This is a genomic window from Paenibacillus pectinilyticus (assembly GCF_001700435.1).
Classification (GTDB): domain Bacteria; phylum Bacillota; class Bacilli; order Paenibacillales; family NBRC-103111; genus Paenibacillus_E; species Paenibacillus_E pectinilyticus.
This window is the reverse complement of sequence record NZ_LYPC01000012.1, coordinates 121,605-134,882: the sequence shown is the minus strand read 5'-3', so window position 1 is coordinate 134,882 and position 13,278 is coordinate 121,605. Positions and strand designations below refer to the sequence as shown.

Sequence of the window (13,278 nt, the reverse complement as noted above, 5' to 3'; positions counted from 1 at the left end):
TGTTTAGTACCACCATTTCCAAATCTCGCCCCCCGTACGCACAGCCCAATTGCTGCCTCAGCAGCAAAGGGTGTAGCTTCATTTCTCAACTTTTTATACCTAGACAATCACCTATCGCCTACCCCACGAATAAAATGGGAGAAAACCTTTATCGATGCCATGTCGTGATGAGTGACCCCGATGAAAAGGTGAGTTTCATGACCAGTAAGGACTTCCTGATGGTCAACAGTGGGCTCGGATACAGTCATTTCCGCCTCTCCATCCTCTGAGCCTCCCTTTATGGGAGACTCAGAATTACTTTTCCATCCGATCCATAATTTTAAAGGAGGAAACCCCATGCAAATTCACGTTGTCCAAAAAGGACAAACGTTGTATCGCATTTCGCAAACCTATGGCGTGTCGGTGGATGAGGTGGCAGCGGCGAATGAGTTGACCCCCAATCAATCGTTAGTCATCGGACAGGCAATGGTTATTCCGATTGTCGGCTCTTTTTACTGGATACAGCCCGGTGAGGCCCTTTATCGCATAGCCCAGAAACTTGGCATCGACTTAGATACACTCGCATCTGTAAATGGTATTTCACCCTACCAACCGCTGCCGAGCGGCTTTCGGTTATACATCCCGCCAACCCCGCGCAGACAAGCAGAAGTGAACGCATATATCGAGCCCCGCGGCGAAGATGTTTCGCCTCTTCTGGTGCAAGCTGCGCATGAGGCCGCGCCCCACTTGACCTATTTAGCTCCCTTCAGCTTCCGCATTAAGCGCGACGGTACCTTAGTACACCCGCCGCTTAACCATTTGCGGGAGATCACTCAGCAATTCGGGGTCACCCTGATGATGGTGGTTACGAATCTTGAAAATGACCAATTCAGCGCAGAGCTTGGGCACCTGATCCTCACCGATGAAGCCATTCAAACTCGCCTGCTGCAAAATATTGAAACAACAGCCGATCAACTCGGCTTTAAGGATATTCATTTTGACATTGAGCATCTGCTGCCTGCCGATCGTGAAGCTTACAACAACTTCTTGCGCAAAGCCGTGGACCGCTTTCACCGCAAGGGGTATCTCGTATCTACTGCGCTCGCTCCCAAAACCAGTGCGACCCAAGCGGGAGCCTGGTATGAAGCCCATGATTATAAAGCGCATGGTCAAATTGTTGATTTTGTCATCATCATGACGTATGAGTGGGGCTACAGCGGCGGACCTCCTATGGCCGTTTCTCCGATAGGACCCGTACGCAAGGTACTGGAGTATGCCCGGAGTGAAATGCCCGCCAACAAAATCATGATGGGTCAAAATCTGTATGGCTATGACTGGACGCTGCCTTATGTCAAAGGCGGTGCCTTCGCCAAAGCAATTTCGCCGCAGGCCGCTATCGATTTGGCCCGTAAATACAACGCCCAGATCTTGTATGACCATTCCGCGCAAGCGCCTCATTTCAACTATTGGGACGATGCCGGCAAGGAGCATACGGTTTGGTTCGAGGATGCACGCTCCCTCCAAGCCAAATTCCGCCTGCTCACCGAGCTTGGGCTGCGCGGTATTAGTTATTGGAAGCTAGGGCTCAAGTTCCCGCAAAACTGGCTGCTGCTGGAGGATCATTTCAAAATCGTTAAGCGCAGTTAACGCCAAGAGCAAGAGCCACTAAGAGAGTAATGAGAGCCCCCTGCCGCCAGGAAGTACGTAAAAGCAGGGGATTTTCTCTTTTTCGACATATTCAGTAAACTTTCAGCAAGCCAATTCGTCATTCCCCTTCATTTTTCGCCATGAAATGCCGATGAAAATAGTATTCTATTTTCATCAAGCAGATTCTAGCAACCGCGTTAATGGAGGGAAATGAAGCATGAAGAGGTTTAGTCAGAGTAAATGGTTACTAACGGTCATTATTTTCGTTCTAGCAAGTCAGGCCATCTTAGCAGGAAGTGCTTTCGCCGCGGATGCCATCTCGAAGCTGGTTCTGAACAAGAATGAGCTTAGTCTCCAAGTGGGTGACACAGCCAACTTATCGGCAACAGCCATCTATGTAAGTGGAACCACTGAAAATGCCACTGTCAAAACTGATTGGAATTCCGGTTCCGCAGATGTAGCCTCCGTCTATGCAGGTGTTATTACTGCGAAGAAGGAAGGTAAAGCCGTCATCACGGCCACCTATCTAGGCCAAACGGAAGTCGTTACGGTAACGGTTAGCAAAAAAGTGAAATCACTGACAACAGATAAACAATCTCTTGATCTTCGTCTTAATGCAACGGATCAGGTGACAATTACAGCTTATTATGAAGACGGCACCTCAGAGAACGTGACGAGTAAAGCTGATTACACGGTGGATGCTAGTTCCATCGCAACCGTGACGAACGGTTTAGTGAAAGGTCAGAATCCCGGCAGCGCCACGATCACAGTCACGTATATGAATCAATCTTTGGCATTGGATGTCGATGTTGAGGTTGTACGTCGTCTCGATGCGGAGAAATCTAGTGTTTCCTTGCTCCTGAAAGGGACAACATCCGTGAAACTCATGGCGACCTACCCGGATGGTTCCGTGGATGACGTGTCGAGTAAAGCGGTTTGGACAACTGACCAACCTACGATTGCAGATGCCCTTAAAGGAACAATTACAGGTTACAGTGTAGGTAAAGCGACGTTGACTGCTTCCTACGGTACGAAATCAACGACAATTGTTGTTGATGTAGACAGCACGTTGAAACTCGAATTAGATAAACAAAGCATTTTGCTCAAGAAAAATGGGACAGGCTCCTTGAAGCTAACAGCTACATACGCCAATGGCACGACAGCCGATATTTCGGATCGCGCGACATGGACTTCAAGCAAAGAGGATATTGTGCAAGTAACGAAAGGCCAATTAAACGGTATTGGGATCGGCGAAGCGACTGTTTCTGCGAAGTATGGAGATAAGGTCGTGACAGCTAATGTAGACGTGGAAGTTCCTCGCCGTTTAGTCGTGGATACGGATCTCGTTACTTTGAAAACGGGAGATTCCCAACAACTCGTTTTACGCGCTACTTATGCCGATGGCACCACATCGAATGTAAGCGATAGCGCAGCTTGGAGCGTTGATGATGAGGATATTGCTTTTGTAAGCAAAGGAAACATCACCACTTATAAAGCAGGTATTGCGAAAGTAACAGCAACATACGGTGGCAAATCAACGGTCACACAAGTCGAAGTCGACGTGCCAACACTGATCAAAGCTTCTCAGAAAATCGTGAATATGCAAATCGGAGATTCCGCCAATATCACGGTGACTGCCTCTTTCAAAGACGGCCGCCAAGTCGATGTGACGGATAAAGCTGATTGGACCACTAGCGGTGAGGATATTGCCGAGGTACGCAGCGGTGCAATTACAGGTATTGATACCGGTGCAGCAACTCTGACTGCTACTTATGGTACGCGCAAAGCTGTCATTCAAGTTTCGGTTGGCGTACTGAAGAGCTTAACAATTAGTTCAGAGAAACTCGTGTTGAAAAAAGGGGCATCCGCTACCTTAACCGCAGAAGCGATCTACACAGATGATACAAAAAAAGATGTCACCACAGACGTAATCTGGACAAGCAGCAACCTGAAGTCGGTCACGGTTAATCAAGGTGTTGTGAAAGCTATCGCTGCCGGTGAGTCCACTTTGACTGCACAGCTCGATAACAAAACAGTAACCATTCCTGTTCAAGTGGATATGGCGAGTGATTTGACAGCGAATGTGACGAGCTTGACCTTCGATCTTAATGAAACAAGACTCATCCAAATTACGGCTACTGATGCCAACGAAGCTTCTCGCTTGGTAACAACGGAAGCCGATTGGAAATCAAGCAACACCAGTATTGCAACAGTCTCAAAGGGCCTTGTAACCCCGGTTGCTCGCGGTAAAGTGACGATTACAGCTACTTATGGCGGTAAAAGCATCTCCATTCCGGTTGAGATCGGTGTAATTGATTCTTTAACAGCTAGCAAATCCTACTTTGTTACCAAAAGCGGTGTTCAAACACAATTGAAATTAACAGCGACATTGGCAGATGGTACAAGTAAAGATGTGACGGACTCAGCTGTATGGAAAGTCATGTCCTACAAGCTAGGTACGGTGGAGAAAGGGCTCTTCACAGCTACAGCTTCAGGGAAAACAACAATTACCGGCTCCTTCGGCGGTAAAACGATCGCGATTCCAGTCGAAATCGATGCTTTGAAATATTTGAAAACCGATGTGGTTAAGGTTACGCTGAAAGAAGGCGCTACAGCGAATGTGGCCGCATTGGCTACTTACACGGATGGATCAGAAGAAGATGTTACGAAGCCATCTCTATGGACTACATCGAACATTATGATCGCGGATGTGAAGGATGGTATTATTAAAGCGACAGGTAAAGGAACAGCACGTATTTCTGTTACCTTCGGCAGCATGAGAACGACAGTCCAAGTGACTGTTACGAAATAACACATGGCCTAAACCGTTGTATCCCTTGTTCTAACAAGGGTGCAACGGTTTTTTTATCGGTCCTGCCCCTCTCCATCTCCAAGCTAGCTAAGCTAGATTTCCCTGCATAACATCTCGCAGGCAGGGGAATATATGCTTACCTACTACTTTAATGCTTGGAGGTATGGATAATGGTTACCCGATCATTCAAATTAGCTTCGATTTCTTTCTTAACTTTTTCTTTGCTTCTCGGGGCACATCAATATCGGCTGCACGCGCACGAACAACATACGGTTCAGACCGAAAATTTGCAACATTTGAACACCGGCTCTGCGACCATGTATCAGACGAATCCCTTCGGTATGCCTGGAGCGGACGCCCACTCCCTAACAGCAACTAGCTTGAATGGCTATGCCGCTGCTTATGGGATCTCACCACCTACTGCTGGGCAAACGTCGACTCTTCATGCGCAGTCTGTTACGGAAACGGAGAATACGGAGAAGCCCTGGTACAGCTATTTCGGACTCCTAGGATTACTAGGCCTGCTTGGACTTGGCTCTCGTTCAGCTTCTTCGTAATCGGCCGATCTCGCATGGTTTTCCTTGTAAAAGCCTGGTTCCTGATTCAGGAATGGGCTTTTTTATTTGCCAATATAAACATTTGTTTGTATGATGGACATTTGTTATGAAGTGCGATAAAATGAGGAGAGTACGATGAACGAAAGGAGCTTTCCATGGATCGTGAACAGCAAATCCTAGCGCTTATCCGTCAAAATCCATTCATTTCCCAGCACGAAATGGCCGGTATTATCGGTATATCCCGATCCGCCGTAGCTGGATATATTGCTTCACTAACCAAAAAAGGAACGATTCGCGGCAGAGCCTATGTGACCTCTGATGAACAAACGGTGCTCTGCATTGGCGGTGCCAATCTCGATAGCAAAGCCACTAGCAAGCACGCGATCCGCTTGGCCTCTTCGAATCCCGTCGTGGTGACGGAGTCCTGCGGCGGGGTTGCCCGTAATATTGCCGAAGCCTTAGCTGGCTTAGCTTGCCAGACCGCCCTCCTGACGATCGTCGGAGACGACAAGGCAGGCCAATGGGTTCTCGAGGAGACGAAACGCCGCGGCGTTGATGTCAGCCAATCTATTACGCTGAAGGGCGAGAAGACGGGCACTTACACCGCCTTACTCGACACATCTGGCGAGATGTTTCTCGCTTTTGCCAATATGGACATCTATGATGCCTTTACGCCTGAAATGCTCAAGGATAAATGGCCCCATATTGCCGCTGCTCAGCTCATCATTGCTGATACCAATTTACCCGCTGACACGTTGGAACAATTAATTCGCCGTTGTCAGGAGGAGAACATTCCGCTCTTCATCGATCCGGTCTCCTCGGAGAAATCGAAGAAGCTTCCGTCTGATCTTACCGGTGTGACGGCGATCTTCCCGAACTTAGAAGAAGCGGTTCAGCTTGCGCATACACCGATGACCATGGACCAGGATGTTGTCGATATGTTCTACTTAGAGCCCGATCATACTAAAGTGGCCCAAGTTATTCGCTCACGCGGTGTGAAGCATGTTTTCATCACACTTGGCAGTCAGGGGGTTCTCTATGTAGGTGAAGAGGGCGAACAGTTCTTCCCTCCGATTCCGACCCGCGTCGTTGAGGTGACGGGAGCCGGCGATGCCTTCTTAGCCGGTATTGTCTATGGTGTGACCCATCAACAATCGTATCTCAAATCTTGTGAATATGGCCTTGCTGCTGCACATATAACGCTTCAAACAAACCAATCCACGTCCAGTGAACTGAACGAGGAACGCTTACAACTTACGATAAACTCGATGACTAAAGGAGACTAAATCATGAACCCATCCTCTTATTTAACTTTTACCGACGAAGTGAAAGACGCACTGGCGAACAATAAACCAATCGTAGCTCTAGAAACGACGATTATTTCCCACGGTATGCCGTATCCGCAAAATATCGAAATGGCTAAAAAAGTAGAGCAAATTATCCGCGATAACGGTGCTGTTCCAGCAACCATCGGGATCATGGATGGCAAAATCAAGATTGGTCTTAACGAGCAGGAGCTTGAAGCTTTTGCAACGAATGGCCATGTGGAAAAAGTGAGCCGCCGCGACTTCCCGTATATTCTTTCTTCCGGCAAAATCGGAGCGACAACGGTATCTGCGACGATGATCGGCGCTGCCTTGGCGGGCATCGAAGTGTTCGCTACCGGCGGTATTGGCGGGGTTCACCGTGAGGGTGAAACCTCGATGGACGTCTCCGCTGACTTGACGGAGCTTGCACAAACCAACGTCGCCGTCGTCTGCGCCGGCGTCAAATCGATCCTCGATATCGGACGTACGCTCGAGTATCTGGAAACCCACGGCGTGCCCGTTGTTGGTTACCAAACGAGCGAGTTCCCTTCCTTCTACGCCCGCGAGAGCGGCTATGGCGTAGACTTCCGCCTCGATGAGGCAGCTGATGTGGCCGCGATGCTCCGCACGAAGTGGGAGCTTGGCCTGGGCGGCGGCGCCATCATCGCCAACCCGGTCCCTGCGGAATCCGCGATGGACCATGTCGAGATCGAAGCCGTCATCCAGCAGGCGCTGAATGAGGCGAAAGAGCAGAACGTGACCGGCAAAAAGGTCACGCCGTTCTTGCTAGCGCGTATCAAACAGCTAACTGAGGGGCGCAGCTTGGAGACGAACATCGCGCTCGTTTACCACAATGCACAAACCGCTGCAAGAGTTGCCGTTGCACTGAAGAACTAAGGTCCTGTATGGAGAAAAGCCTCATCCCGCTGGGATGAGGCTTTTCTCTTAGTTCCTGCAACTAGTCATTATCAGAAGAAGAACTCTCATTCGAGGACGAATTTGCTTGGAATACCTCAGCTGCTTCCTCCGCGGAAAATTCCGTATCATCTTGACCAGGAACAGGCAATTTATTCAATTCCGTTGATTGTACGTCTGCTTTGGATGCTTGATTATTGGATTGGGGCATAACTGACACCTCCCTCATTAAATTGACAACAAAGGATAGTGTGCCACAACATCAGCTTTTCATGCATGTTCATCTCATGTTCATTTACTTCCCCAAACGAGATACGAACCATATCGGCAGCAACCCTGCGATGATCAGTACAAGTAAATAACTATTCATGATCAGTTTGGACAGTGGAAACCAATAGACAAGCAGCACGAGACAAGAAATACTTAGAATCCTTCCTACGCTGATAGCCATTTCTCTAGCTACAAGGAGCTCTACGCGATACTCCCCATCGTTATCAAACTGTGAAATGGAATTTATAAACACGGTACTAAAGGGAACCTGAAATAACGGTCCTGCTAGACCGGCCAAAACTGTGTAAAGCAGTAACGTCCACGTATTCACGACCCCCATAAGCAGAAGTAGGCCCGCACTTAATCCTACTCCGCCTAGAAACATATACCTCATTCTGCTTCCTTGACCGCCATGACGCCCCATCCAATAATAAGCCGTAGTCGCCAGCAAGGTGAGCAGCAGAGAATAGTTCCCTAGCACTCCTTCATTCTTCGTGGTCATGTACATCCAGATCCATAAGAAAATACCTAATACATCATCTCGAAAATGTAAGGAAGTGAAACTGTACGTCAGCCATCTCCATGTTCGCACACGATGAATATCTCTGACCTTCCTCCAAGAGAACCGCCCCTTCTGGGCATTCCGGGGCAGCATCAGCGTGCATCCCATCGAAGCTATGAATAGCCCGAACGTACAGTAGAAAATGGTATGATACCCTTGAAAACCAGGATAACGCACAATGATCCAACCGGCTAGGAAAGGGCCAATCATTTGAGATAGGGATGTGAAGATACCATTCAAGCCATTAAACCAATCCCTATTTGCAGCATGCGTATAGTCCACCACTAATAGGTTTACGGTAAACCAAAATAAGCTAGATCCCACACCAAAGAGCAAACCGGTATACACGATGGAACTCCCCATCGAATCACCATACAGCGTGAGAACGAGATAAAAAATGAAATGAAACACGTTCCCTAGGAGCAGCCCCAAACGCCGATCAAGATTTTTACTAAGTATTCCCGCTCCGATATAAACAGGAATCCAAATCGTATACGAAATCAAGTGAAAAAGGAATACTTGATACAAGCTGCCTGAAAGCTTATATAAATACACATTAATGAAAATACTCGAAAGGCTGTTAGCACAAGCATTTAGGGTCAGGATAATAAGCAGCATGCGAGTAGGCCCTGAAATGGCGTTGACTTGATCGCGGGTTGACAGGCGTGTTCGTAGTTGTGATGCCCTCATCTAATTAATCCAGATACAGCGGATTACTGACTGCTGCGAGAAGATTAGCTTGAACCTCGGTGAAATAGCGCCATACCTCCGCTCGATAGAAGGTTCTTCCTGCCATGTCACCCATCAACTCTAGTGATTCCTCATGATAAACCACACAGGAGACTTCAACGCCTCGGTTTGAGATCAGTTTTACCGTATCGCCTACTTGCAGTTCTTTGACCACAAGCGTGACATTTCCCGCACGCTCTGGTGCCTGTGCAGGCACCACATCGCCCATTTGAAACTGTCCTGCGTTAAGCTCTAACGTTGGTCCCTCAGGCGAAAAGCTTAGAAACACTCGACCGGTATCAATCCCTTCCAGAATCCCCTCAATCGTCCTGCTAGCTGCGTATACCCACGTTGTCGGCATACTGTGCTTTGAATAGGTATCCGGTCTATGCATATCGCTTCCGCCGACAGCAACCAAGCGTCTTCCGCTGCAAAGCTGCTCATGCCACCAAGTTAACGTCTGCTGATTAGCCTCCCGCCAAGGCCCATTCCAAATTTCGACCCAATCGTAATCAACGCTCCACTCCCACTCCCAACCACAATTGGGACAGTGAGGATGATTCAGAACAATACGTGCGCCATTGCGCCTTGCCTCTTGCAAACGTTCCTGGACCTGCTCCGAGCTTACAGCTCTGAAATCCTGAATCGGACGAACCACACCCAGCAAATTAGCGTGCCCATGATTCGTCGTGAGCTCCATGCCAGGGATCAGTACGACACCTGACTCCCGTGGATAAGCCAGATTCTGACTATATGTGTTATGGTCGGTCATCGCCAGAAAATCACAGCCCAGCTCAGCCATCGTCTTTGCATTCTCAGCTATGGTCAGCGCGCCATCACTATGCACAGTATGCATATGGAGATCGCCCTTGAGCCAGCGCCCCTGCTTCGGTGTGCATGTCACCTCTACACGGACCCTACAACCTGCAGGAGGGATCCGGTAGGTGCCCAGTAAAACAGACCACTCCCCTTCCATCAACTCCCCAGGGATATAGCCAGGCGTCGCTTGTTCGGATTCCATATAGAATTCAGTACGTGCGCCACCGCTCCAACCTCGTACACTTTCGATATCTCTAACGCCCAAATCAATGACACAATCCCCCGGTCCGTTCGCTGTAACCTCCATGCTAACGTGTATTCGCTCCATATTCGGGGTAACCAGGAAGGGAACTTCGATATAACGATCCCCTTCCTCATACGTAATCAATCGCTCTATGATCATAGCTTTGAACCCCTCTATTCCTTCGTTGCTCCGACCATCAGGCCGGTAACGAAATATTTTTGAACAAACGGATAGATGGCAACTAACGGGATAAGTGCCAGCATAACACCTGCCATTCGCACATTCGGCGTCATAAATAAATTACTGCTGGTGGCGTCCGATTGAATCACAAGCGCGCGCAGCGCTACCTGGAGTGTATATAACTTCTGATTGGTCACATACAACAACCCAGGTGTTAGCTGATTCCATCGGGATACAAATTCAAATAAGGCAATCGTTGCCAGCCCTGGCTTAGCTAAAGGGACGTACATGGTAGAGAAAATGCGAAACTCACCCGCACCATCGATCTTAGCGGACTCTGCCATTTCGTAAGAAACAGCACCGAAGAAATTTCGCATTAATAAAATACTAAAGCCAGAGATTAAACCATACAGCACTAACGCTGACACTGTATTTAAGAGGCCCAGTTCTTTATTGACCACATAAAGAGGGATCATGACTGCCTCGTTCGGCACCATCATCGTGAGTAGAATGAAGCTTGTCAGCAGCTTCCGCCCAGGCAAGCCCTTGTGCAGCAGCACGTAGCCTGCCATCGCGCAGAGCAGGACATGCACGAATGAGCCGACAATCGTCACAAGCACATTCATACCGAAGGGTCGCCACAACTCAATTCTTTGCCACACCGTCCGGTACCCTTCCATACTTAACTCGGAAGGCCATAGTTGGAGTCCTGCATGCATGGACGAAATATTAGAAGAAATTGAAATAATAAACGTATTCCAAATCGGCAAAATCATGGTCGCTACCAGCAGCAACAAGAAAAAACCATTGGTCAATTGGAAAGGTAAATCCCGTCTAATTAACGATTTATTGCCCATTTGCATTCACTCCTCGTCGTAACGAATTAGTTTGCGAGTCGCAAACACCAGGATTAGCGTTGCCAACACAACAAGAAAGCCTGCTGCTGAAGCGACGCCCATATTAAACTCCAGAATCCCTTTTTGGTACGTGTAAGTCATCAAGACATCTACCTTCCGAGCAATAGCGGGATTACTTAGAATCATCATCTGATCAAACATGCGAAGCATACCAATCATATTCAGAAGCGTAACGACCTTCATGGTCGGAATAAGCTGTGGTAAAGTGACGTAACGAAGTTGCTGCCAGCGTCCTGCTCCATCCATATGGGCAGCTTCATATAAAGATGGCGATATGGAGACAATTGAAGCCAAATAGAGAATGCAGGTAAAACCCATTTCTTTCCATGTATTTGTCAATATCATTAAATAGCGCGCATAATCAACCTCTGCCCAAAAATGAATCGGCTTCGCTGTTCCAAGCACCTTCAATAGCTCATTAATAAATCCGCCGTCTGGCGACAGCATCAGGATCCAAATCCCACCTACAACAACCCAGGAGAACAAATGCGGCAAATAGATCACCATTTGTGTTACTTTTTTGAACCATGTTTGACGTACTTCATTCAAGGATAAAGCTGCAATAATCGGGGCAAAAAAGCCTAATATCAGCATGCCGATCCCAATCACTACTGTATTCTCAAGCACCCGCCAGAAGACAGGATCATGCCATACCACCTGATAATTCTTTAAACCAACGAAAGGCCGATTGCCGATCATACGGAAGTTCTGCATCGATATTTGTAAGCCTTTGAACAGTGGGAAATAAGAGAAAATTGCAAAATAGATCACAATTGGTAGCATCATGACATATAACACACGATAGCGAGCCCATGCCGTCACTAGAGTTCCTCCTTGTCTGTGAATATGAAAGCGGCGGCTGGGGAGTAATCCCCGCCTCCGCTTCTACTTCAGCTTACTTAATCAATTAAATTCACAGCCTTCAGCTCATCATGCATTTTCTTCACAGCATCTGCAGCTGGCATTTTGCCCATCATCGCTTGGAACGCATAGTTCGTCACAATTTTCTCAGCATTCGGCCAGTCTTTCGTGGAGTTCTCAATCGTTGCATTGTTATCAAAAATGACTTGGCGTCCTTCCAGTGCTCCCGGCAGCGTGCCGATCGGATTCTTAAAGTTCGTGTTGTTCGGGAACGGTGCTCCATGGTCCATCCCATGACTAACCCCAGCATCTGTTAACGTGTACTTCCCGTCTTTCACTGTGTAATCTGTGCCTTCAATCCCTAACGTACTAAGAATATTTCCTTTCTCTGTCTGCCAAAACTCTAGGAATTTCATAGCGGTATCCACATGCTCCGCATTCACTGGAATCCCCCACACGCTTGGATCTCCGCGGCGAAGCATAATTTTGCCGTCTGGGCCTACAGCGCCGGGAATCGCTTTTGCTACAAATGCAGGATCATCTGTTTTCTTCATATTGTTAAAGAGGCCTACCCAGGCATCCCAGTACGTGACCATACCTACGCGGTTGGTTAGGAACAGCTCTCTCATTTTGCCCGAATCATTGGTTGCAAAGTTAGGATCTAGAATGCCTTCTTTGTACAGCTTTGCGAACCATTCATAGATTGGAACAGCCGCTTCCGTCGCGTATGGAATTGTACGCTTGCCATTCGCATCGATCACATACTTGTATTTCACACCTGCTGCGCTCATAAAGCCTTGAATATCATATAAGCCCGCAGTGGATAACCCGTACGTATCATCCTTGCCGTTGCCGTCTGGATCCTTCTCTTTGAAAGCCTTCAAAACCTGATAGAAATCATCCAGCGTCTTCGGCTGCTGCAGCTTCAGCTTGTCCATCCAATCTTGTCGAACAGTCGGCAGTGTGCCGCCTTCCGATTTATTAAATACGCTGTAAATTTTCCCGCCATTGTACGTAATCATGTCCCATTCTTTGGTAGGAATCACTTTCGGATCTGACAATACTTTGGAAGCTTTAATTTTATCGTTTAATTGCAGCAATGCCCCTTGGTCAACTAGGACATCCATATTGCCTTTGCCCATATAGACAAGGTCATACTTCTCGCCAGCGGCAATGGCTGAATACAATTTCTTATCATAGTCAGCCGCAGGCTTCTCGATCGTCACTTTAATGCCGGTCAAGCGCTCGACTTCCTTCTCAAATAACGCATTCTCCTCAGGTGTTTTCCCTCCGACAACACCGCTAAGAATACGTAGGGTTTCTTGTTTGGCTGGTTTGGATGACTCGCTTGCCGAGCTGGCGGGTGAATCCGTTCCTGTTTTCGTACCGCACGCGGTCACAAGTAAACTCGTCGATAGGACAACAGCTGCGATCATTCCTGCTTTTTTATTCAACACGGGTATGGCCTCCTATTTGTTT

General features: G+C 48.0%; 11 protein-coding genes. 5 read left to right on the top strand and 6 right to left on the bottom strand.

The window, feature by feature from the left end; translation table 11 throughout:
• Positions 1–336 precede the first annotated feature (336 nt).
• The 5 genes from A8709_RS06520 to A8709_RS06500 all read left to right on the top strand — a co-directional run bounded on the left by A8709_RS06520 (position 337) and on the right by A8709_RS06500 (position 7,199).
• The gene (locus tag A8709_RS06520) at positions 337–1,626 is read left to right on the top strand and encodes a glycoside hydrolase family 18 protein (RefSeq protein ID WP_065851380.1); all 1,290 of its coding nucleotides are present in this window, start codon (positions 337–339) and stop codon (positions 1,624–1,626) included.
• A gap of 217 nt (positions 1,627–1,843) precedes the next feature.
• Complete coding sequence (locus A8709_RS06515; RefSeq protein ID WP_065851379.1) at positions 1,844–4,438, top strand: Ig-like domain-containing protein; 2,595 nt, start codon at positions 1,844–1,846, stop codon at positions 4,436–4,438.
• A gap of 170 nt (positions 4,439–4,608) precedes the next feature.
• Positions 4,609–4,995 carry a hypothetical protein gene (locus A8709_RS06510; protein WP_065851378.1) on the top strand — a complete coding sequence of 129 codons (387 nt, stop codon included), beginning with the start codon at positions 4,609–4,611 and terminating at the stop codon, positions 4,993–4,995.
• Between the two features lie 155 nt (positions 4,996–5,150).
• Positions 5,151–6,281, top strand: coding sequence for a carbohydrate kinase (locus A8709_RS06505; protein ID WP_065851377.1), 1,131 nt, complete (start codon positions 5,151–5,153; stop codon positions 6,279–6,281).
• Between the two features lie 3 nt (positions 6,282–6,284).
• Positions 6,285–7,199: a pseudouridine-5'-phosphate glycosidase gene (locus tag A8709_RS06500; RefSeq protein WP_065851376.1), complete on the top strand. Its 915-nt coding sequence runs from the start codon at positions 6,285–6,287 to the stop codon at positions 7,197–7,199.
• 61 nt (positions 7,200–7,260) lie between these two features.
• On the opposite strand, the gene A8709_RS34440 is transcribed toward A8709_RS06500, so the two are convergent.
• From A8709_RS34440 to A8709_RS06470, 6 genes are all read right to left on the bottom strand, one after another.
• Positions 7,261–7,428, bottom strand: coding sequence for a hypothetical protein (locus A8709_RS34440; protein ID WP_167357016.1), 168 nt, complete (start codon positions 7,426–7,428; stop codon positions 7,261–7,263).
• A gap of 84 nt (positions 7,429–7,512) precedes the next feature.
• Positions 7,513–8,739, bottom strand: a complete 1,227-nt coding sequence (locus A8709_RS06490; RefSeq protein WP_141692446.1) for an MFS transporter — start codon at positions 8,737–8,739, stop codon at positions 7,513–7,515.
• A 4-nt stretch (positions 8,740–8,743) separates the two neighbouring features.
• Positions 8,744–10,000 (bottom strand): CehA/McbA family metallohydrolase, encoded by a 1,257-nt coding sequence (locus tag A8709_RS06485; RefSeq protein ID WP_065851373.1) that lies wholly within the window; start codon positions 9,998–10,000, stop codon positions 8,744–8,746.
• Positions 10,001–10,014: 14 nt separating this feature from the next.
• Entirely contained in the window at positions 10,015–10,878 is an 864-nt protein-coding gene (locus tag A8709_RS06480; protein WP_065851372.1) for a carbohydrate ABC transporter permease, read from the bottom strand.
• A gap of 6 nt (positions 10,879–10,884) precedes the next feature.
• Positions 10,885–11,760, bottom strand: coding sequence for an ABC transporter permease subunit (locus A8709_RS06475; protein ID WP_065851371.1), 876 nt, complete (start codon positions 11,758–11,760; stop codon positions 10,885–10,887).
• 77 nt (positions 11,761–11,837) lie between these two features.
• Positions 11,838–13,256 carry an extracellular solute-binding protein gene (locus tag A8709_RS06470; protein WP_244163115.1) on the bottom strand — a complete coding sequence of 473 codons (1,419 nt, stop codon included), beginning with the start codon at positions 13,254–13,256 and terminating at the stop codon, positions 11,838–11,840.
• Positions 13,257–13,278 lie beyond the last annotated feature (22 nt).

Bases quoted from the DNA above. Each gene is read 5' to 3' on its own strand.
- A8709_RS06490 (WP_141692446.1), bottom strand. From the start codon at position 8,739: ATGAGGGCATCACAACTACGAACACGCCTGTCAACCCGCGATCAAGTC.
- A8709_RS06510 (WP_065851378.1), top strand. From the start codon at position 4,609: ATGGTTACCCGATCATTCAAATTAGCTTCGATTTCTTTCTTAACTTTT.
- A8709_RS06505 (WP_065851377.1), top strand. From the start codon at position 5,151: ATGGATCGTGAACAGCAAATCCTAGCGCTTATCCGTCAAAATCCATTC.
- A8709_RS34440 (WP_167357016.1), bottom strand. From the start codon at position 7,428: ATGCCCCAATCCAATAATCAAGCATCCAAAGCAGACGTACAATCAACG.
- A8709_RS06520 (WP_065851380.1), top strand. From the start codon at position 337: ATGCAAATTCACGTTGTCCAAAAAGGACAAACGTTGTATCGCATTTCG.
- A8709_RS06480 (WP_065851372.1), bottom strand. From the start codon at position 10,878: ATGGGCAATAAATCGTTAATTAGACGGGATTTACCTTTCCAATTGACC.
- A8709_RS06485 (WP_065851373.1), bottom strand. From the start codon at position 10,000: ATGATCATAGAGCGATTGATTACGTATGAGGAAGGGGATCGTTATATC.
- A8709_RS06515 (WP_065851379.1), top strand. From the start codon at position 1,844: ATGAAGAGGTTTAGTCAGAGTAAATGGTTACTAACGGTCATTATTTTC.
- A8709_RS06500 (WP_065851376.1), top strand. From the start codon at position 6,285: ATGAACCCATCCTCTTATTTAACTTTTACCGACGAAGTGAAAGACGCA.